The 21,619-nt window shown below is 43.8% G+C and carries 21 protein-coding genes; 17 read left to right on the top strand and 4 right to left on the bottom strand.

Annotation, left to right across the window (positions count from 1 at the left end; genetic code table 11):
- Positions 1–393 precede the first annotated feature (393 nt).
- From VR862_RS07200 to VR862_RS07150, 11 genes are all read left to right on the top strand, one after another.
- A complete protein-coding gene (locus tag VR862_RS07200) occupies positions 394–873 on the top strand; it encodes a hypothetical protein (protein ID WP_324720278.1) in 480 nt (159 codons plus the stop codon).
- Between the two features lie 347 nt (positions 874–1,220).
- Positions 1,221–1,928 carry an SDR family oxidoreductase gene (locus VR862_RS07195; protein WP_324720277.1) on the top strand — a complete coding sequence of 236 codons (708 nt, stop codon included), beginning with the start codon at positions 1,221–1,223 and terminating at the stop codon, positions 1,926–1,928.
- Positions 1,929–1,946: 18 nt separating this feature from the next.
- Positions 1,947–3,065, top strand: a complete 1,119-nt coding sequence (locus VR862_RS07190; RefSeq protein ID WP_324720276.1) for an SDR family NAD(P)-dependent oxidoreductase — start codon at positions 1,947–1,949, stop codon at positions 3,063–3,065.
- Positions 3,066–3,075: 10 nt separating this feature from the next.
- On the top strand, positions 3,076–5,106 hold the full coding sequence (locus VR862_RS07185) for a GDP-mannose 4,6-dehydratase (RefSeq protein ID WP_324720275.1): 2,031 nt from the start codon (positions 3,076–3,078) through the stop codon (positions 5,104–5,106).
- Positions 5,103–6,119 (top strand): MDR/zinc-dependent alcohol dehydrogenase-like family protein, encoded by a 1,017-nt coding sequence (locus tag VR862_RS07180; RefSeq protein ID WP_324720274.1) that lies wholly within the window; start codon positions 5,103–5,105, stop codon positions 6,117–6,119. Before VR862_RS07185 ends, VR862_RS07180 begins: the two co-directional genes overlap by 4 nt.
- Positions 6,116–7,129 (top strand): Gfo/Idh/MocA family protein, encoded by a 1,014-nt coding sequence (locus VR862_RS07175; protein WP_324720273.1) that lies wholly within the window; start codon positions 6,116–6,118, stop codon positions 7,127–7,129. The genes VR862_RS07180 and VR862_RS07175 overlap by 4 nt, the downstream gene beginning before the upstream one ends.
- Positions 7,119–8,225, top strand: coding sequence for a glycosyltransferase family 4 protein (locus VR862_RS07170; RefSeq protein WP_324720272.1), 1,107 nt, complete (start codon positions 7,119–7,121; stop codon positions 8,223–8,225). Before VR862_RS07175 ends, VR862_RS07170 begins: the two co-directional genes overlap by 11 nt.
- A complete protein-coding gene (locus VR862_RS07165; protein ID WP_324720271.1) occupies positions 8,222–9,358 on the top strand; it encodes a CgeB family protein in 1,137 nt (378 codons plus the stop codon). Before VR862_RS07170 ends, VR862_RS07165 begins: the two co-directional genes overlap by 4 nt.
- On the top strand, positions 9,355–10,461 hold the full coding sequence (locus tag VR862_RS07160; protein WP_324720270.1) for a CgeB family protein: 1,107 nt from the start codon (positions 9,355–9,357) through the stop codon (positions 10,459–10,461). The genes VR862_RS07165 and VR862_RS07160 overlap by 4 nt, the downstream gene beginning before the upstream one ends.
- A gap of 6 nt (positions 10,462–10,467) precedes the next feature.
- Positions 10,468–11,544, top strand: a complete 1,077-nt coding sequence (locus VR862_RS07155; protein WP_324720269.1) for a CgeB family protein — start codon at positions 10,468–10,470, stop codon at positions 11,542–11,544.
- Positions 11,545–11,547: 3 nt separating this feature from the next.
- Positions 11,548–12,345, top strand: a complete 798-nt coding sequence (locus VR862_RS07150) for a TIGR04290 family methyltransferase (protein WP_324720268.1) — start codon at positions 11,548–11,550, stop codon at positions 12,343–12,345.
- 124 nt (positions 12,346–12,469) lie between these two features.
- Here VR862_RS07150 and VR862_RS07145 read toward each other — a convergent pair whose 3' ends face one another.
- Positions 12,470–14,641 (bottom strand): S9 family peptidase, encoded by a 2,172-nt coding sequence (locus VR862_RS07145; RefSeq protein ID WP_324720267.1) that lies wholly within the window; start codon positions 14,639–14,641, stop codon positions 12,470–12,472.
- 150 nt (positions 14,642–14,791) lie between these two features.
- Here VR862_RS07145 and lplA point away from each other — a divergent pair, with 150 nt between their 5' ends.
- From lplA to VR862_RS07115, 6 genes are all read left to right on the top strand, one after another.
- Entirely contained in the window at positions 14,792–15,772 is a 981-nt protein-coding gene (gene lplA, locus VR862_RS07140; protein ID WP_324720266.1) for a lipoate--protein ligase, read from the top strand.
- Between the two features lie 23 nt (positions 15,773–15,795).
- A complete protein-coding gene (locus VR862_RS07135; RefSeq protein ID WP_324720265.1) occupies positions 15,796–16,899 on the top strand; it encodes a CNNM domain-containing protein in 1,104 nt (367 codons plus the stop codon).
- Positions 16,880–17,356: a methylated-DNA--[protein]-cysteine S-methyltransferase gene (locus tag VR862_RS07130; RefSeq protein WP_324720264.1), complete on the top strand. Its 477-nt coding sequence runs from the start codon at positions 16,880–16,882 to the stop codon at positions 17,354–17,356. Before VR862_RS07135 ends, VR862_RS07130 begins: the two co-directional genes overlap by 20 nt.
- A complete protein-coding gene (locus VR862_RS07125; protein WP_324720263.1) occupies positions 17,353–18,537 on the top strand; it encodes a serine hydrolase domain-containing protein in 1,185 nt (394 codons plus the stop codon). Before VR862_RS07130 ends, VR862_RS07125 begins: the two co-directional genes overlap by 4 nt.
- The gene (locus tag VR862_RS07120) at positions 18,491–19,213 is read left to right on the top strand and encodes a 3'-5' exonuclease (protein ID WP_324720262.1); all 723 of its coding nucleotides are present in this window, start codon (positions 18,491–18,493) and stop codon (positions 19,211–19,213) included. Before VR862_RS07125 ends, VR862_RS07120 begins: the two co-directional genes overlap by 47 nt.
- Before the next feature lie 110 nt (positions 19,214–19,323).
- The gene (locus VR862_RS07115) at positions 19,324–19,686 is read left to right on the top strand and encodes a DUF6616 family protein (protein ID WP_324720261.1); all 363 of its coding nucleotides are present in this window, start codon (positions 19,324–19,326) and stop codon (positions 19,684–19,686) included.
- Between the two features lie 97 nt (positions 19,687–19,783).
- Here VR862_RS07115 and VR862_RS07110 read toward each other — a convergent pair whose 3' ends face one another.
- The 3 genes from VR862_RS07110 to VR862_RS07100 all read right to left on the bottom strand — a co-directional run bounded on the left by VR862_RS07110 (position 19,784) and on the right by VR862_RS07100 (position 21,592).
- Positions 19,784–20,437 carry a CoA transferase subunit B gene (locus tag VR862_RS07110; protein WP_324720260.1) on the bottom strand — a complete coding sequence of 218 codons (654 nt, stop codon included), beginning with the start codon at positions 20,435–20,437 and terminating at the stop codon, positions 19,784–19,786.
- Between the two features lie 41 nt (positions 20,438–20,478).
- On the bottom strand, positions 20,479–20,832 hold the full coding sequence (locus VR862_RS07105; RefSeq protein WP_324720259.1) for a four helix bundle protein: 354 nt from the start codon (positions 20,830–20,832) through the stop codon (positions 20,479–20,481).
- A 61-nt stretch (positions 20,833–20,893) separates the two neighbouring features.
- On the bottom strand, positions 20,894–21,592 hold the full coding sequence (locus VR862_RS07100) for a CoA transferase subunit A (protein WP_324720258.1): 699 nt from the start codon (positions 21,590–21,592) through the stop codon (positions 20,894–20,896).
- Between the last annotated feature and the right edge of the window lie 27 nt (positions 21,593–21,619).

The raw sequence follows: 21,619 nt of genomic DNA, 5'->3' as shown, positions 1-21,619 counted from the left end.
ACGTTTTTTTCTCCCCCTGTTACTTTTTCTGAGCATCGGCGGGGGTTCTCTTTATGCTCACAACACCTCTGAAATACGAAAAGAGCAGCCATTTTCTTCTGAAAAAGTATCAGCTGCGAATTCTCTTTCTGTAGCTGTACGGGAAAACCCTCTTCAGGAGATAACGGAGCTTTCAAAGCAATCCTTTTCTGGATCCAATTCAGGATTACCTCATAAAATTAATTTGCCCGGATCTCTACATCCGGCTACAGCAAATTCTCACTTCTTAAGGGATTTAAGAAGAAATCTGAAGATCCAACTCTTTCCGAAGCATTTTTTCTTGTGACTCTCCTCCTGCAACTTTTGCAGGTCCAGGAATAGATTTTATTAAAACTTCAAAAAAACAAGAAAGAAATGGATATAGCATCCACCCTTATGGGTTTGGGACTACTACTAATGTTTGTAGCTCCCGTAGGTTTCATGGTATACAACCAGGCCAACAAAGAAAAAAAACGAACTAAAAAACTGGCATTTTTGGCAGGTAAGAATGGCTATCGGCTTGACGAGACAGAGAATTTACAAGGGCTCTCCTTAGCTCTTGACAGGTCGGCCCGAAAATTTTTCCTGTTGCGATCTGGTGATAAAGCTGAATTGCAGACTTTAGACTTATCCAATATTACAAAAATTGATCTATTGAAGGTCGATGAGGACGGTCACAACACTTCCTCTCTGGATGAGATAAGGGAGATCGCACTTGTGATCAAAGGCGTTGATCATCCTGATAAAAAGTTGATCTTTTATGCAGAGGAAGAAGATCCGGTAACACAAAAAACAGAACGACTGGACAAAGCAATAAAGTGGCAGAAGTCACTTCAGAAACATTCGCGAAAATAGTTTCCCCTTCAATTTTCATTAAAAAAGAACAGGAGTTGAATTCCTGTTCTTTTATTTTGAAGCTTCTTCAACCCCTGTTGTCACTGACATTATTAAGAATTCTCTCACGCTGATTTACGTCAAAACGGCTGCTGATCCTTGCCCAAACTACCAGTAAATTAGCGGGGTTTAAGAATGTTTTAGGTTGCCTTTAATATAATTTCACAACCTCCTCATGTACCTTTGAAAAAGAGCGGCGAGGAAACTCAGCCGTTTTTTTTCCGCAGGTTTTTACCCCTCTCCCCCACCAGGAAACCTGTCATAATTAATCTGGTTCTTTAAAAATTAAAAAGACCAATAAAAACAGCATGATTGAAAATCAATCTTCCAGAATTGCTCTAATTACCGGCGGAAGCAGCGGGATAGGATTTGCTATCGCAAAAAAACTGGAGCAGGAAGGTTTGAAAGTCATAGTGGCAGACATTGCCAAACCACAATCTATCCCTCAAGGCATCGTCTTTAAAACCTGCAATGTAAGCGTTGGAAATGATATAAATGAACTGTATGCCTGGACTGTAAAAAATTTTGGCCATCCGGAATACCTCATTCTTAACGCGGGAAGAGGTATACAGGAAAAGTTAACTGAAGGAGACCCCGAAAAATGGAAGGAGATCCTTGATACAAATTTACTTGGCGCATTGAGAACAATAAGGGCATTTACCCCCAATATGTTGTCAAAGAAAAAAGGAAATGTTGTTTTTATTTCCTCGGTAGCAGCTAATCAGCCGCATCCATACGGAGGGGTGTACGCAGCTTCAAAAACTGCATTAGAGGTGATCGCAGAGACTTTGAGGCTGGAAACTCTTCCGCACATTAATGTAACCGTAATAAGCCCCGGAATTGTTGACACTGCTTTTTTTAAGCACCAGGTTTCGGGTCACAATACAGTTGAGCAAATGGGAATGGGAGCTATTGATCCTGATGAAATCGCAGAAGATGTTTGGTATGCACTCAATAAAAAACAAGGAACAAGTATAAACAAGATCATAACAAGACCAACATTACAAAACTTCTAACCAACCAAAACAAAAGAAATGCAGAAGAAAATATTGATAACTGGAGGAGCAGGATTCATTGGGTCTCATCTTGCCGATGAGCTATTGAACAAAGGATACCAGGTTCGGGCTTTGGACAATCTCTCAGAACAGGTGCACGGCAAAAATGCCGGCCGCCCCGATTACCTAAACTCACAGGTGGAGCTACAGATAGGCGATGTTCGGGATAAAGCAGCAGTGAATAAGGCTTTGGATGGCATTGACATCGTAATCCACCTTGCCGCAATGGTTGGGGTTGGCCAAAGCATGTATCAGATAAAAGATTATACAGATGTCAATAATGTAGGAACCGCTGTTCTCATGGAAGCTTTGATGGACAAACCGGTTGAGAAACTCGTTACTGCATCCAGTATGAGCATTTATGGGGAAGGTCTTTACCTTGACCAATCAGGAGAGAAAAGAATGGATTGCGACAGGAAATTATCAGATCTCAAAAAAGGTCAGTGGGAAATGTACGATAGCAATGGAAAGGAGTTGAATCCGGTTCCTACTCCGGAGACCAAAACTCCCAATCTTTCTTCGGTCTATGCCCTTTCAAAATATGATCAGGAGCGGCTTAGCCTAATTACAGGAAAAGCTTACAATATTCCGACAACAGCTTTGAGGTTCTTTAATGTTTACGGAACCCGGCAGGCACTCTCCAACCCCTACACCGGAGTGCTTGCAATATTTGCCTCCCGGCTGCTGAATGACAACCCACCAATGATTTTCGAGGATGGAAAGCAAAAGCGGGATTTTATTCATGTAAAGGATGTAGCCCGGGCCATTAGACTGGCCATGGAAAAACCTGAAGCAGATGGCGAGGTCTTCAATGTTGGAAGCGGGAACAAATATACCATTGTTGAAATAGCCGACAAACTTGCTGAAGTTATGGGCAAGAAAAATATTAAGGCAGAAGTTACGGGCAAATATCGCGTGGGCGATATACGCCACTGCTTTGCCGATACCACTAAAACCCGCGAGAAATTAGGTTTTGAACCCGAGGTCAAGTTCGAAGAAGGATTATTCGAACTGGCAGAATGGCTCAAATCCCAAATAGCCACAGACAATGTTGGAAAAGCCAGCAGCGAATTGTCTTCCAGAGGTCTAACCGTTTAAAAGTAAAGCTATGAAAGTAAAGAAGAATATGTATAACAATACTCCTTCACTCGGAATACTTGAATGGTTTAGACCGGGTGAATACGAGGAGGTAAAAGCAGCGATCGAAGATTTTAAAAAATTAGGAATAAGGCACCTGCGCACAGGTATTTCCTGGGCAGACTGGTATGTGGAAGGAACGGCAGAATGGTATGACTGGCTCTTCGCAGAGCTTTCTCCGCATGTTGAAATCCTGCCTTGTTTCCTTTACACGCCACCATCTATAGGTGAAATGCCAAAAACTTCGGCTCCTCCTAAAGATCTAAAAGCCTATGCCGACTTTATCGATACCATGATCACCCGTTACGGGGATTACTTCGAGTGGGTGGAACTATGGAACGAACCAAACAATAAAGTAGAATACGACTTTACACTTGACTACTCCTGGAACAAGTTCTCTACCATGATTGGTATGGCAGCCCACTGGGCTCAAAAAAGGGGTAAAAAGACCTTATTAGGAGGAATGAGCCCCATTGATCCCAACTGGATGCAGATGATGATCGAGCAAAAGGTTCTCGATCATATAGATGCTGTTGGAATCCACGGCTTTCCACATGTATTCGACCAACAGTGGAAAGGTTGGGAAGTTAACATCAGGTGCATCAAAGATGTCATGGAAAAGTTTGGATACAACAAAGAGATATGGATCTCTGAAGTTGGTTTCTCCACCTGGCAAAATGACGAGGTAAAACAGTACCAGGAGTTCAAGAATGTGCTCAATGCCGATGCCGACAGGATCTACTGGTATTCTCTAAAAGACCTCGATCCTAAAAATTCCACTGTTGGAGGTTTCCATCTTGATGAAAGAGAATATCATTTTGGATTGAAGAAAACAGATGGTACCAAGAAGCTGCTCTATAAACTGCTTGAGAAAAACGGTGTAGAAAAACTGAAACAGCAGGATTACATTCAGAAGCAATACAAAATAAAACAAGATGAAAAATATATTCTTATAACCGGAGGTGCCGGTTTTATAGGAACGAATCTTGCCTCAAGATTTCTTTCTGAAGGGAAAAGAGTAATGATCTACGATAGCCTCTTTAGAGATGGAGTCGAGGAAAATCTACAATGGCTTCAGAAGGAATACGGGGAAAAACTAATTATCCAGATTTCAGACATTAATGAGACCAGGATATTACAGGAATGTGTGAATCACGCTTCCGAAGTTTTTCATCTTTGCGCCCAGGTGGCGGTGACCTCATCGGTCACAAATCCTGTACATGACTTTCAGGTGAACCTGAGTGGAACCTTTCATTTACTCGAGGCAATCAGGAAAAGTAAACATCAGCCGCCATTGATCTTTACCTCTACAAACAAGGTTTATGGAAATCTTCAGGATGTGAAAATGGTGGAAAATGAGACCAGGTTCTATCCTGCCGATGCCAAAATGAAGAAATATGGCATCAATGAAAAGATTCCGCTTGATTTCCACAGTCCTTATGGCTGCTCAAAAGGTGCGGCAGACCAGTACATCCTGGATTATTCAAGGACGTATGGTTTAAAGACTGCAATTTTTAGAATGAGTTGCATCTATGGACCTCATCAATTTGGTACCGAAGACCAGGGCTGGGTAGCACACTTCCTTATTAGCGCTCTTGAAGATGAACCAATAACCATCTATGGCAATGGAAAACAAGTAAGGGATATTCTTTTCGTTGAAGATCTCATTGATGCATTCATGCTGGCCCACAAGAATATTGACAGGCTGGCCGGGGAAGTATTCAACATTGGCGGAGGACCTCAAAATACTGTTAGTCTTCTGGAGATCCTCGACACGATCAAAGAAAAGGCCGGTAAAGAAATGAACGTGAGCTTTGAGGATTGGCGTACCGGGGACCAGTACTATTATGTTTCAAATACCAATAAATTCAAAGAAGCCACCGGTTGGCAGCCAAAATACGATGTAGACGAGGGTGTTGAAAAGCTTCTTAAATGGCTGTGTAAAAACAGAAATATTGATTTACCTGCAAATTTAAAATCCACTAAAGAGATTGCAATATGATATCAAACCAGGCAGTGCAGGAGCAATCCCCTGTTACAGAAAAGACTTCCTGTACTAAAACAGCTATTTTAAAAGCCCCGCAGACGGTGACCGTGGAAGAACGGGAATTACCAGAACCCGGAAAAGCTGAGGTTAGGATAAGACTGGAAGGATCGGGAGTTTGTGCATCCAATATTCCGGTGTGGGAAGGTCGGGACTGGTTCGATTATCCAATTACGCCCGGGGAACCCGGCCATGAAGGTTGGGGTGTCATCGACAAGGTGGGCCAGGATGTAACCAGCTGGAAAATAGGCGACAGAGTTACAGCGCTCACCTATAATGCTTATGCTACTCATGACATTGCAAAAGAAGACAGCATTGTAAAATTACCTGCTTCCCTGAACGGAAAACCTTTTCCCGGGGAACCTTTAGGTTGTGCAATGAACATCTTTGATCGCAGTGATATTCAAAAAGGGCAAAAAGTAGCTATTGTTGGCAGTGGTTTTTTAGGAACACTGCTGGTGCAACTGGCAAAATCTGCAGGTGCCGAAGTTATAGCGGTGTCAAGAAGGGAGTTTTCCCTGGATACTGCCAAAAAAGCCGGCGCAGATCATCTAATTCAAATGAACGATCACTATGAGATCATAGAGAAAGTAAAGGAATTGACCCATGGCAACTTTTGTGAGCGGGTGATAGAATGTACCGGCAAAGAATGGCCGCTCAATCTCTCCATTGAACTTACAGGCGAAAGAGGAAAACTCATTGTAGCCGGCTTTCACCAGGATGGGATGCGCAATTTGAATGTGCAAATGTTAAACTGGCAGGGAATTGATATGATAAGTGCTCATGAAAGAGATCCACAGCAGTATATCAATGGGATCAAGGCGGCAGTGGAAGCAGTGGAAGAGGGAAAAATGGATCCCTACCCACTGTTCACTCACCGGTTTTCTTTAGAAGAAATGGGGCAGGCCTATCAACATCTTACAGAGAGACCCGAAGGATTTATAAAAGCACTAATTATAAACCAGAAATGATCGAAACTCAGCCAACCAAAAAGGAATTATCATTAGGTTTTCTCGGCGTAGGCTGGATTGGTCGTAACCGCATGGAGGCAATTCTGAATAATACGGAAGCCAGGGCAGCTGCGATCACAGAACCTGATACAGACAATAAAGATGCTGCACTAAAGAGTGCTAAAAATGCCATTTTAAAGACCTCTCCTGAAGAGCTTTTTGCTGAAGAAGATCTTGACGGAATTGTTATCGCAACCCCAAGTGCCATGCATGCCCAACAAAGCATGGAAGCTCTCAAAAGCGGAAAGGCAGTCTTTTGCCAAAAGCCATTGGGGCGCACTGCCGAAGAAGTAAGGCAAGTGGTGGAAGCTTCGCGGGATGCAAACAAACTATTGGCTGTGGATCTTTCTTACCGATATACCAAAGCCTTTAAGGCCGTTTATGACACCATTCAAAAAGGGGAAATCGGTGACATCTTTGCTGTTGATCTCACTTTTCATAATGCCTACGGGCCCGACAAAGAATGGTTCTACGACATCAAAAGATCTGGTGGAGGCTGTGTAATGGACCTGGGAATTCACCTGGTGGATCTCGCCTTATGGAGCCTGAACTTTCCCGGAATAAAAGATGTTCAAAGTCAGCTTTTCCACAAGGGAAAAAAACTTACCTCCTTTGAAGAGCACGTAGAGGATTTTGCCAGTGTTTCTCTTACTTCTGAAGATGAGCAGGTGATCAACCTCGAGTGCTCCTGGCATGTCTCGGCCGGGAAGGATGCAATTATAGAAGCCACTTTCTACGGAACAAAAGGAGGGGCTTCCTTTAAAAATATCAACGGATCTTTTTATGATTTTAAAGCCGAAAAATATCACGGCACACACACCGAAACACTTGTTACGCCCCCGGACGACTGGAGTGGACGCGCCGGAGTAGTTTGGGTCGAAAATCTAATGACCAACAACGGATTTGATGAAAAATCTGCCACCGAATTTATAAAAACAGCCGAAGTAATAGACCGCATTTATGGAAGATAAAAAGACAAAGGTTTTAATGACTACCGATACGGTAGGCGGAGTTTGGGTTTATTCCCTAGAACTCTGCAGGGCACTGGCGCAGTACAATGTGCAGGTGCATTTGGTAGCTCTGGGAGCATGGCCTTCACCCGCACAACAGGTAGAGGCAGAAAAAATTCCAAATGTCACTTTTTACAAAAGTGATTACAAGCTGGAATGGATGGAGAATCCATGGGAAGATGTCGAGCGGTCACGTAAGTGGATCAACTGCATTTACCAAACCGTGCAGCCCGATATCGTTCATTTGAACAATTATGCTCATGTTGAGGAAGAATGGACGGCACCTGTAGTGACCGTTTTTCATTCGTGCGTTCAAACGTGGTGGCAGGCTGTTAAGGGAGTTAACGCGCCTCATGAGTGGGACAGGTACGCGAAGATCGTCAAAGAATCCCTGGAGGAATCTACGGTGGTTGTTGCCCCAACCGAAGCTATTCTGAAAAGGGCGAAAGACATGCATCATTTCACTTCAGAATCGAAAGTGATCTACAACGGAAGAAAAATTTCTTCTGAAGCCCAAAAACCGAAAGAAGAATTTATCCTTTGCATGGGCAGGATGTGGGATGAAGCCAAGAACCTGCCTTTACTTTCAAAAATCGCGGAGCGCCTCCCATGGCCGGTTTATGTTGCCGGGGAAGATATAAACCCGGGCACAGGTGTAAAATGTAAATTTAAGAATATAAAGTTCCTTGGAAAATTGTCTTCTAAAGAAGTACAGGACTGGATGCAGCGGGCAAGTATTTTCGTTAGCCCAACCCGCTATGAACCTTTTGGCCTGGCCATTCTTGAAGCTGCAGGAAATGGATGCGCACTTGTTTTAAGCAATCTGGATACCCTGCAGGAGCTATGGCATGATACAGCCCTCTTCTTTAATCCTGAAGATGAAGCTGAAGCCGAAAAAACTATAATCCGACTCATGGAGAGCCCAAACTTTCTGGAGGAGCTTTCAATAAAATCCAGGGAGCGGGCAAAAAATTATTCAGCAGAAAAAATGGCGGCAGGTTACAACAGCCTTTACCGGGAAATTTTGGAGAAAGAAAAAAACTTGATGAGTATATGAAAATAGTGATGTTTTACCATTCCCTCTACTCCGACTGGAACCACGGGAATGCGCATTTTTTAAGGGGGACAGTAAAGGAACTTCAAAAGCGGGGGCATGATGTGGATGTCTATGAGCCCGAGGGCGGCTGGAGCCTGCAAAATCTGCTCAAGGATCACGGTGCCGAGCAGCTGGATGAATTCCGGCAGTATTATCCTTCGCTCAATCCGCAGTTCTACAATCCTGAAAAAAGACTCAACTATAAGAATATTCTTGGCGAAGCCGATCTGGTGATCGTTCACGAATGGAACGAACCCGAGCTTATCGCTGAAATTGGCCGGCAAAAAGAAAAATTCGGGTTCAAACTGCTATTTCACGATACTCATCACCGTGCAGTTTCGGCTGAAAAAGAGATGGAAAAATTCAATTTTACCCACTTTGATGGCGCACTCGTTTTTGGCGAGGTGATAAAGAAGATCTATCAGGAAAATGAATGGGTAGAAAAGGTATGGACCTGGCATGAAGCTTCTGATGCCGAATTCTTTAGCCCTAACCGGGATGAGGAGAAGGAAGGGGACCTGGTATGGATAGGAAATTGGGGCGACGGTGAAAGGACCGAAGAGCTCATGGAGTTCCTTATTGAACCCATTAAGGAATTAAAGCTCAAGGCAAAGGTGTATGGCGTGCGCTATCCCGAAAAAGCTAAGAAAGCTTTGGCAGAAGCCGGAATTGAATATGGAGGTTATCTCCCAAATTACAAGGTGCCCGAAGTTTTTGCAAAATATAAAGTTACAGTGCATGTGCCCCGAAGGCCTTATGTTCAAATGTTGCCGGGGATCCCTACTATCCGGCCTTTTGAAGCCCTGTCCTGTGGTATTCCCTTGATTTGCAGTCCGTGGAATGATGCAGAAAACCTATTCACTCCCGGGGAGGATTATTTAGTTGCTAAAGACGGGAATGATATGGGCTACAAACTGGCAGAAGTGTTAAAAAGTCCGCTCCTGGCAAAAAGCCTTTCCGATAATGGCAGAAGAACCATTCTTGACCGGCATACCTGTGCACACAGAGTAGATCTTCTGGAAAATATCCTTCAGGAGCTGAATATTCCGGAGGAGAAGATCTATCCAATCCATCACAAAACCTTGGAAGCATGAAAAGAGACCTGAAAATTGCCTTTTTTGGATCCAGTATAGTATCAGCCTATTGGAACGGAGCAGCCACTTACTACCGCGGAATCGTTAAGGCGCTACACAAGATGGGGCATAAAGTGACATTTTACGAACCAGATATCTACGAACGTCAAAAACACAGGGATATAGAAGATCCGGAATGGTGTACTGTAAAAGTCTATCCCGAAGATAAGGTCACCCTTAAGGGATTGTTACGGGAAGCTTCAGAAGCAGACGTGATCATCAAAGCCAGTGGAGTAGGTGCCTTTGACGAATTTCTTGAAGAGGCAGTGGTACAGCTTAAAAAAGATGATAATCTCATTATATTTTGGGACGTAGATGCTCCCGCGACCTTGGACAGGATAGAGTCTAATGCTTCAGATCCCTTTAATGAACTTGTTCCGAAATACGATTTTGTGCTCACCTATGGTGGCGGACAACCGGTAATAGAGGCCTATGAACGTAACGGAGCTAAAAAATGTATTCCTATTTACAACGCTTTAGATACCGATACGCATTTCCCCGTAGACCCCGATCCTAAATTTGAAGGTACCCTGGCTTTTTTGGGTAATCGCCTGCCCGATAGAGAGAAGCGCGTGGAAGAATTCTTCATCAAACCTGCAAAAAATCTACCCGATGACAAGTTTCTGCTGGGAGGTAGCGGCTGGGGCGACAAATCTATGCCTGGCAACATCGATTACCTCGGCCATGTTTATACAAAAGACCACAACGCTTTCAATTGTACTCCAAAAGCAGTTTTGAACATTAGCCGCGACAGTATGGCCAAGTATGGTTTCTCCCCGGCAACGCGTGTCTTTGAAGCTGCCGGTGCCGGTGCCTGTTTAATAACTGATTACTGGAAAGGGATTGAGACCTTTTTCGAACCGGGAAAAGAGATCCTGGTCGCCAATAGCGGGGAAGAGGTACAGGTGATCCTTTCCGGATTAACTTCAGAAAGAGCAAAAGAAATTGGGGATGCAGCCTATAAAAAAGTACTCGCAGCACACACCTATGAGCACAGGGCAGAATTGCTGGAATCTGTAATCTCTGAAAAATTAAATACTGCCAAACCCGTTGAACAAAAATAGTAGCGAATGAAATTTGTCATTATAGGACTATCCGTCACTTCCTCCTGGGGCAATGGCCATGCCACCACTTACCGTGCGCTCCTTAAGGAGTTAAAAGCACTGGGACATGATATTCTTTTTCTGGAAAAGGATGTGCCGTGGTATTCCCCGCACCGCGACATGCCTGCACCCGATTTTTGCCGGCTGGGTCTTTACAAATCAAATGAAGAGCTAAAAGCCGACTACAGAAATGAAGTTGCAGAGGCAGACGTTGTCATCGTTGGCTCGTACGTGCAGCAGGGAGTGGAAGTAGGTAATTGGGCTATAGAAACTGCTACCGGTGTTACTGCTTTTTACGATATCGATACTCCTGTTACCCTGGCAAAGCTTGAAAGGAAAGATTACGAATACATTGATCCCGAAACCATCTCAAAATACGATCTGTATTTATCATTTTCGGGAGGTCCTATTCTAAGGCATTTAGAAGATCATTACGGTTCACCCATGGCCCGAGCGCTGTATTGCTCTGTTGATCCAGATCTTTACTTTCCCGAAGATCGCTCCAAAGAATGGAAGCTGGGCTACCTGGGAACTTACAGTGATGACAGGCAACCTACAGTAGAAGCATTACTTAATAAACCTGCTGCAAAATTTCCTTCGGAAAGATTTGTAGTTGCAGGGCCGCAATATCCTGAAGACTTTGCCTGGTCCAAAAATGTGGAGCGAATAGATCATCTTCCTCCTGCCGAGCACAGAAAATTTTACAACTCCCAGGAATTCACCCTGAATGTCACCCGGCAGGATATGATCAAGGCCGGATATTCCCCGAGTGTCCGCTTATTTGAGGCTGCGGCATGCGGCGTGCCTATAATTTCAGATTACTGGGATGGCATCCACAGCATTTTTGAGCAGGACAGGGAGATCCTTATAGCCCGACGCAGCGGCGATGTGGAAAAATACTTCCGAAGTATTTCTGAAGAGGAAAGAAAACAAATAGGGGAAAATGCCCTCCAAAAAGTAATGAAATCCCATACCGCCCGGGCAAGAGCAAAAGAATTAGTGAATTATGTGAAGGAAGTTCGACAGCCTTCAGAAAAAGTTTAATGTATGGCTAGCCAAACAGAAGTAAAGGAACTCGCACCGTGGTTCCATAATATTCATCTACCAAATGGAAACCAAACAGCACCCAACCATTTTTTGGGCGATTTCCCCAGGTTCAAATGGGAAAAAATAAAAGATTCCATTCCCGAAGATCTGGAAGGCTGGAAAGTTCTCGATATTGGTTGTAACGCCGGATTTTATTCCCTGGAACTGGCAAAACGCGGGGCAGATGTGCTGGCAATAGATCTCGATGAACACTACCTGAAACAGGCGAAATGGGCAGCAAAAGAATTTGGACTGGATGATAAGATAAGATTCAAACAAATGCAGGTGTATGACCTTGCACATCTTGAAGAGCAATTCGATCTTATCTGGTTCATGGGAGTGTTCTACCACCTAAGATACCCTATGCTGGCGTTGGATATACTCTCTCAAAAAGTCAAAAAAATGATGGTCTTCCAAACGCTATCCCTTCCGGGCACAGAGGAAATGGAGGTTCCGGAGGATGTGGAATTCCACAAGCGGGAGATCATGAAGGAAAATGCGTGGCCAAAAATGGCATTTATAGAACACAAATTGGCCGGAGATCCCACAAACTGGTGGGCACCGAACCACCAGGGAATCATTTCCATGCTTCAAAGCTGCGGACTCAAAGTAACCGCCATGCCCGAGGATGAGACCTATGTGGCTGAAAAGGATCCGGCACTGCATTCAAGCCTTTATACCTGGAACTATTCTGAATATCTATCGGCAGTTGGTAAGGACTGGAAAGAGGAGGTTGAGAAAAAAACCCGAAAGGGTTAATAGAGACGTAATTAATCGCGCTCATTTCGACAGTAAACTGGCGAGGCTTTTTTTGAACCTCGTAAGGTTTAAACCCAAGAATTGATAGACCTACAAGGTTTTGAAAACCTTGCAGGTCTTGGAATTATCGAACAGGTTCAATCTCAAAATTTTTAGGTGGCGTAGCACCCAGTAAATGTTCGACAAAGTAGTCCCAGCGGCGGCGCATCATGTAATAAGAATCCTCGCCAAAACCATGTCGGGCATTTGGAAAAATGATCAGGTCAAAATCTTTGTTTGCCTTTATTAGCGCGTCTACCACCAGGTAAGTGTTGTACGGAGGTACATTATCATCCAATCCGCCGTGGGCAAGCAGGAGCTTTCCCTGCAGGTTTTCGGCGTACAATTGATTGGCTTGTGCAGCATAGTTATCCTCGCCTTCCGGTCCCTTGGTCATGAGTCCAATATATCTTTCTCCCCAGTCATCTTCATAGTTGCGATTGTCATGGTTACCCGATTCTGCAATTCCGACGGAATAAAACTCCGGATGGCGGAACATAGCTGCAGCAGCGGCAAATCCACCTCCTGAATGTCCCCAGATCCCAACATTTTCGGCATCTATGTACGGATATTTTTCAGCCAACTGCCGGATTCCCGCTTTTTGATCCTCCAGCGTATTTCCTGAAATATCTCCGTAACAGGCATCGTGAAAAGCTTTTGACCTCCCTGGATTACATGAGCCGTCGATAACAATGACCACAAACCCCAGCTCGGCCAGTGCCTGATGATCCCTGCGTGCCGCCGAAAAATTCCGGCTACCAACACTTCCTCCCTGCGGACCCGGATAGACATAGTTGACAACAGGATATTTCTTTTTCTCATCTAGATGCGTTGGTGTAAACATGAGCCCGTAAAGATCCCACTGTCCGTTTGCCGATTTCACTGTAACAGGTTGAGGTGCCTTCCATCCCGACGACTTAAGCCTGGAAATATCTGCCTTCTCTAAAGTGGCAATTTTCTTTCCTGTTTTGGTACGTAAGACCGCAACAGGTGGCGTAGTTGGCGTAGAATAGCTGTCGACAAAATATTGATGATCGGGAGAAAAAGAAATGTTATGATTAGCATTTTCCGGAGTTAGCAGTTTCAGGTTTTTTCCGCTGAAATCGACTTTATAAAGATGGGAGAAATAAGGATCTCTGCCTTCTTCCCTGCCATTAGCTTTAAAATAAAGCACGCGATCCTTTTCATCCACATGCAAAAGCTCTGTGACAACAAAATCTCCTTTGGTGATTTGATGCTTTAGATCGCCTTTGTTTAGATCGTAGAGGTAAAGATGTCCCCAATTATCCCTTTCAGAATACCAGATGATCTCATTGCTCTTGGGTAAATAACGCCAGTTAATGCTTCCCTGCCCCGATTCATACTGCGTTTCCACAATTTCTTTGAAAACCTCTCTCACCTCGCCTGTTGCAGCATCGGCGATTTGAAGTTTGGCTTCTTTGTGGTCACGGGAAGTTGAAACGAAGGCAAGTTTTGTTGCGTCTGCATTCCAGTAATTGTCATCAAAAGCACCGCTACAGGAAATATCATCACATAAAGTTCCCCGCCGGGGATCTGGCTCCACCTGCAATTCTATTACTTTAGGCTTGTCAACTTCCACGATCACGCGGTGGATCTTTATCACCTCCTCGTCTTCGGGCAAGGGATATTTCCATTTTTGCAGTTTGGGAGCGCCAACCTTGGTTTCCACGAGATACATATCGCTTAAATGCCGCTGATCCTGCCGGTAAGTGGCAAGTTTCTTGGAATCGGGCGACCAGAGGACGATAGGTTTGTCACTCTTTCTCCAGCCGGCATTGTCTGTAGCGTAGCCAAAATTTTCTGTGCCATCGCTGGTGAGTTGTTTTTCCTCTCCGGTTTCAAGGTTGCGAAGCCACAAATTCCAGTCTTTGATATAAACCACCTTTTTACCATCGGGAGATAAGACCTCACTACGGGAAACCTGTGGAGATCTTTGTTGTTGGTGTTTCTTCGGAAGTAATCCGGCTAAAGAAGAAGCAGTTTTCTTCTGGCCGGTTCCCGGGTTTACAAGCACATATTCGGTACCGGCGGGTGTACTCACTTTGTACCAGAACTGCCCGTCATCCAGCCAGGTGGGCCTAACATTAGCTCTGTCCACCAGATCATTAGTATTAAAGCTTAGAAACTTTGTGGCTCGTTTATAATCTTCAGCAGTTATTTCCTTTACAGGTTCCTGGGCAAAGGAGTTTAGAAACACCAGCAGAAACAGAATATTCAAAAAGGGGATTTTTTTCATATCTTTTTTATTAGAAAACTTCAGGTGACAAGATACACAAAGAAGCTTTTGTAAGAATAAGCAAATTTAAATACCAAAAAATGCAGAATTAATTCCCTTTTAGGAAGTTTCCGTCCCAGCTTTCTTATTTTTGAGTAAATAACCCTGTTCATGCTTTGCATTAAACATCATTCAACAGATCCATATTTTAACATCGCTACAGATGAATATATCTTTAAGCACATCAAGGAAGACTGTTTTATGCTGTGGCGGAACGACAACGCGATCATTGTAGGAAAACATCAAAATACCCAGGCAGAGATCAATCACGAGTATGTGAAAGAAAGAGGAATAAAGGTGGTGAGGCGGCTCTCTGGTGGAGGTGCGGTATACCATGATCTTGGCAACCTCAACTTTTCCTTTACCCGCACCGGTGACAACTACGAGATGATCGATTTTGAGCGTTACACCAGGCCTATAATTGAGGTTTTAAAAGAACTAGGTGTGAACGCCAAATTTGAAGGCAGGAATGACCTGACGATAGAGGGAAAGAAATTTTCGGGAAATGCAGAACATGTCTTTAAGAACAAGGTGCTGCATCATGGGACGCTGCTGTTTTCTTCAGAAATGAAAGATGTGAGCGGAGCCCTGAAGGTGAATCCGCTTAAGTACAAAGACCGCGGCGTGAAATCTGTTCCCAACCGGGTGACAAATATAAGCGATCACCTTCCGGAAAAAATCAGCCTGGATGAATTCACAGATAAGATCATGAATTATATCATCGGCAATTTTGACGATGCGCGTCCCTACGAGTTTTCAGAAGAAGATTTGGCGGCAATTCAAAAGATAAGGGATGAGAAATACAGCACCTGGGAATGGAACTTCGGGTATTCGCCTGAATACAATTTTAGGCAAGGCGCCCGCACTCCCGGCGGAACTGTAGAGATGAACATGAATGTTACGAATGGGATAATCAGGGAAGTGAAGATCACAGGCGACTTCTTTCACATAAAGGATATTGGTCCCATTGAACAGGCACTTGAAAATACACGCCACGAAGAAAAGGACATCAGGCAAAAGCTTTCTCAGTTTAACCTCAACGATTATTTCAACAAGATCACCGAAGACGACCTGGTAGCGATCATGTTTTAGCTTTATTAATTTAAAAAATCTGAATGGAATTACTCATTTTATACGCCGTACTGGCCATCTTTTTCTCCTTTATGTGCTCGATCCTGGAGGCAGCTTTCCTAAGCTTCACCCCTTCCTATTTGAAGATCAAATTAAGAGAAGGCAAAGCTTATGCCCACACCCTTACGAAATTCAAGCAGGACGTGGACAAGCCATTGATAGCGATCCTTACGATCAACACCATTGCACATACTGTAGGAGCGATCTTAGTGGGTGTCCAGGCCGAGAAAGTCTATGGTGACGGCGGGAATGCAGTTGGTATAGTATCGGCCATCATGACTATTGCTATTTTAATTGTTTCTGAAATTATACCGAAGACTATAGGGGCCACCTACTGGAAATCTCTTGGAGGTTTTACGGCGACATCCCTCAAAGCCTTTGTTTTTCCGCTGAAGTATACAGGAATATTATGGCTAATGATGCTCACCACGAAACTTATAGGAAAATCGGCTCATGTGAGTTCCATGAGCAGGGAAGAATTTATGGCAATAACCGATGTGGCCGAAGAGGAAGGAGTTTTTGAGGAGCAGGAAACCACGGTGATAAGGAACATGCTGCTCTTTAAAAAGGTAAAGGCCAAGGATGTTATGACTCCTTTTTCTGTGGCGGTGACCGAAGATGAAAATACCACTATTGAACAATTTCACAGGGAGCACAGAAACCTGAAGTTTTCCAGGATTCCGGTTTACCACAAGAAACATAACAACATCACGGGGTTTGTACTAAAGGATGACATTTTAGAAGAAATGCTGGACCAAAAAGGACCTGAACCCCTCAAGATCCTGAAAAGGGATATCCCCATGACTTCTGAAGACACTCCTATTCCTCAACTTTTTGAAAGGTTCATTCGGGAAAGGACCCACCTGGCCATGGTAGTAGATCACTATGGTAATACCATAGGCCTGGTCACTATGGAAGATATTATTGAAACCCTTATGGGGCTGGAAATTATGGATGAGAGTGACAGCGTGGAGGACATGCAGGTACTGGCACGCCAAAACTGGGAAAAGAGAGCCAAAAAGCTGGGGCTTCTAAAGCAGGAGCAACCCGAGGGTAAAAAAAATACAGATGAACAGGGCCCTTCTTAGAACACCTCTGGGAAATGCCATTTTAGAAGGGAATGAGGAAGGCATTTCCAGACTAATTCTTACTGAAGATTCCCTTGAAATTAATGCCGATCCTGCCCCAGAACTTAAGGAGGCAAAAGTTCAATTGCAGCAATATTTTGCGGGAGAGCTGCAGGAATTTAGCCTGAAACTGAATCCACAGGGAACAGAATTTCAGAAAAAGGTATGGCAGGCTCTGCTCAAGATTCCGTATGGAAGAACTACATCCTATATGGACCTGGCAAAGGAACTGGGTGACCCGCTGGCAATAAGAGCGGTGGCTGCGGCAAATGGTAAGAATCCGCTTTGGATAATCGTCCCATGTCACCGGGTAATTGGCAGCGATGGCTCCCTCACGGGCTATGCAGGCGGGTTGTGGAGAAAAAAATGGCTGCTGGAACATGAACAACCTGTAAAACAACAAAGTTTATTTTCATGAGAGGTGTCAAAAAAGTAATTTTTGGGACCCTTATCTTTTTGGCTCTTGCCATTGGTCTCATCTACCTTTTCAACTTTGAATATATCTTCAAAGGAATTCAGTCCACCTATCTGCAGGGCCATTTGACTGCTCATATAGATGATCACGAATTCTTTGACAACAGGAAAATAGAAGCAGGAAAACCTCAACCATGGCCACAACACAAGGAATACAATCAATTCTCTCTCACCAAAGAACTTCAGGAAAAGAATGAAGAAGCCGGTACGATTGCATTTTTAATCATAAGGAATGACAGCATCTGGTATGAAAACTATGCGGAAGAGTACGGTCCACACTCGCTAACGAATTCTTTCTCGGTTGCGAAAAGCCTCGTAGCAGCCCTGCTCGGGAAAGCCATTTTTGACGGACATATTGAAAGTCTGGATCAACCCGTGGCCGATTTCTTTCCGAAGTTCGATAAAAGGCTGCAGCTACGGCATCTCGTTTCTATGTCTTCAGGTTTGAACTGGAAGGAAGATTACTATAATCCTTTTTCAATGACTGTTAGGGCTTACCTGGATGAAAATATCCGGGAGATGGTTCTAGACCTCAAAGTCGTAGAAGAACCGGGGAAAGAATTCGAATATTTGAGTGGGAATACTCAGCTGCTCGCAATGGTGCTGGAAAAAGCGACTGGCAAAAATGTATCCGAATATATGAGCGAAAGCTTTTGGAAACCCATGGGAATGGAAAATTATGCACTTTGGCAACTGGACAGCGAGGAAAGTGGTATGGAAAAGGCTTTTTGCTGCATTGCTTCCAACGCGAGGGATTTTGCCCGCTTCGGAAAACTGTACAATCACTATGGAACCTGGAATGGAGAACAGCTGCTGGATTCGGCTTATGTGGCAGAATCGATCAAGCCGCAATTTGAGGAGTATCCACACTACGGATTCGGGATTTGGCTGGAGAATTATGAGGGGCAGGAAGTATTTTACTTCCGCGGAATTTTAGGGCAGTATGTGATCGTGCTTCCGCAGAAAGATGTGATCATAGTGAGACTTGGGCAGGAAGGTGGTAAGGTTCCCGATGACAAGGAGCATCCCAATGATTTTTATTTCTATCTTGAGGAGGTGTTAAACACACTTGAAGCACATGATCAAGAAAATCGCACTCCGCAATCTGCTGTTCCTCGACATTGAAACAGTTCCCGAAAATGCCACATTTGCCGAGCTTTCTGAGGAAAAGCAGAAATTGTGGGAATCAAAATCCCAGTATCAGCGAAAAGAAGATTTCACTCCCGAAGAATTCTATGACCGTGCGGGCATTTGGGCAGAGTTTGGAAAGATCATCTGCATTTCGGTAGGATATTTTGCTTTTCAGGGGGAGAAAAGGACCTTTAGGACCACAACCTTCCACGGAGAAGAGAAAGAGCTGTTGACGGCTTTTAAGAACCTTCTGGAGAGCCATTTCGGCAGACCCCAACACCTGCTCTGCGCACATAACGGAAAAGAATTCGACTTCCCATACATCGCCAGGAGAATGCTCATCCATAACATGGAGCTTCCCAATAAGCTCAACCTCTTTGGAAAAAAACCATGGGAAGTACCTCATCTGGACACCCTGGAGCTCTGGAAATTTGGCGATTATAAACACTACACTTCCCTTAAATTGCTCTGCAATGTACTCGGCGTCCCTTCACCCAAAGAAGATATAGACGGCAGCCAGGTGTGCAAGGTATTTTATGAAGAAGGAGACCTCAACAGAATAGTGTCCTACTGCGAAAGGGACGTGATCGCCATCGCGCAGGTAATACTTAAACTAAGGCAGGAGCCTTTGCTCGATGAGGAGGAGATCATGCACGTCGAGATTCCTTAAGGAACTGTTATTTATCCTGCTGCTTTTCAAAGATTTAGTATATTTAAGAAAGAGATTTCAAAAATGTCATTTTTGAGACTGCTTAAATTGTTTAATCTAACAAACCTGTTATGTATTTATACGTAGAACAATGGAATGTCACCAAGGATTGGATGGATCTTTCCAAAGAAGACCGCCGGGCCTATATGAATAAAGTACAAGATGCCATTAATGAAATGTCGGGCGCCGGAATTGAAAATGTGGGCTGGGCTATGAATGATGAGCACACGCCCTATAGAAGTGATTATCGATATTTCGCGATTTGGAAGGTGCCTGATCTGGACACTGTAAAGAAATTTGAGCACGGGATCGAAGAAGCCAACTGGCACAAATATTTCTCCCAGGTCAACACCCGCGGAAAACTCATTCCATTAAACGAAGCGATCGACTTTCTGGTAAATCTTGAAAAGCATTCGACTTCTATTCTGGATTAATTGCAGACCTGTAAGGTCTTTTTTAGAGGTTGTAGGTCGGGAGCATATATAAAAAAACATAGACCTACAAGGTTTTGGAAACCTTGAAGGTCTTTTTTTATATTTTCATTTCAGGAATTTCCCCTTCTACAATCAAAGTACCTTCTGTAGCTTCCTTAATTTCCTCAACACTCACTCCCGGCGCTCTTTCCAGTAGCTTAAACCCTTTATCGGTTATTTCAAGCACTGCGAGATTGGTGACAATCTTAGTAACACACCCTACCCCTGTTAAGGGTAAAGAACATTTTTTGAGCAGCTTTGATTCTCCTGCTCTATTAGTGTGCATCATTGCTACAATAATATTTTCGGCACTGGCAACAAGGTCCATGGCTCCCCCCATTCCTTTCACCATTTTCCCCGGAATTTTCCAGTTGGCTATGTCACCATTCTCTGCAACTTCCATAGCGCCAAGGATGGTAAGGTCAACATGCTGACCTCTTATCATCCCGAAACTCATCGCCGAGTCAAAATAGCTTGCCCCGGGTAGTGCTGTAATGGTTTGTTTTCCTGCGTTAATGAGATCAGGGTCTTCTTCTCCTTCAAAAGGAAAAGGTCCCATTCCAAGAATTCCATTTTCACTTTGAAATTCAACTTCTATATCGTCCCGCACAAAATTGGCTACCAACGTTGGAATTCCTATACCAAGGTTGACGTAATAGCCATCCTTTACTTCTTGTGCAATGCGTTTTGCTATTCCGTTTTTATCTAACATTTTTTATAATTTGAAGATTGGCAGATTTGAAAATTTGGAGATTACTTTTTCTTACTGGAAGAAATGATTTTGGCTATGATCCTAATGATCGAATTCAATTCTTTCGGCAATTCAGGTTTAGGATCGGGAAAATGAGGTGACGCTTTGCACAGCCTAAGCCAGTAATCTGTCTCATCTGATTCCTTGGCTGCGATTTTGAACTTATGAATGAAATCTGCATTACTCTCTGCATTCTGAGCCTCCCAAACATTGGCACCAATTGAAGTTCCACTTCTAAAGAGCTGGGATGCCATTTCGTACTTGTGGAGAGATCTTAATTTTTCTGAATAGTCTATAGCTTCTAAGGCAAAACTGAAGGTTTTTGCTACAATTAAATTCTCTTTGTCATCTCTCATAAGTAATAAATTACGATTTCATTTTCAAATCAACTCATCTTCAAATTTTCAAATCCAAAAATTACTTTTGTCTAACAGTTCTTTGTTCAATTCTCTTTTCGTAATCTTTTCCCTGGAAGATCCTTTGTACGAAGATTCCCGGAATATGGATTTGATTTGGATCCAGCTCTCCCGGTTCCACAAGTTCTTCCACTTCGGCTACTGTAATGGTCGCGGCCCCGCACATCACCGGATTAAAGTTCCTTGCTGTACCTTTGAAAATGAGGTTTCCGGCCTTGTCTCCTTTCCAGGCTTTGACAAAGGCAAAATCGGCTTTGTACGCTTCTTCGAGCACATACATTTTCCCATTGAATTCACGTGTTTCTTTGCCAATGGCTACTTCGGTTCCGTAGCCTGCAGGTGTGTAAATTGCGGGAAAACCCTGCTGTGCCGCCTGGCATTTTGCAGCAAGAGTACCTTGAGGGGTCAATTCCACTTCAAGTTCTCCACTGAGCATTTGACGCTCAAATTCGGCATTCTCGCCCACATACGAAGAGACCATTTTGTCAATCTGTTTCTTCTGAAGGAGCAGCCCTAATCCAAAGTCATCAACTCCGGCGTTATTCGAGATACAGGTAAGATTTTTCAAGTTGAGACGAACCAGCTCAGAAATTGCATTTTCGGGAATTCCGCTTAATCCGAAGCCACCCAGCATAAAGGTCATACCATCATGCACTCCCTCCAGAGCTTCAGAAACATCCCGTACAGTTTTATTGATCATTGTTGGTAGTTTTATTCCGAAAAATAC

The sequence above is a fragment of the Salinimicrobium aquimaris genome (assembly GCF_035607535.1).
In the GTDB taxonomy this organism is placed as follows: Bacteria; Bacteroidota; Bacteroidia; order Flavobacteriales; family Flavobacteriaceae; genus Salinimicrobium.
Note: the sequence above shows the minus strand (reverse complement) of the source record. Positions and strands in the feature narration are given on the sequence as shown.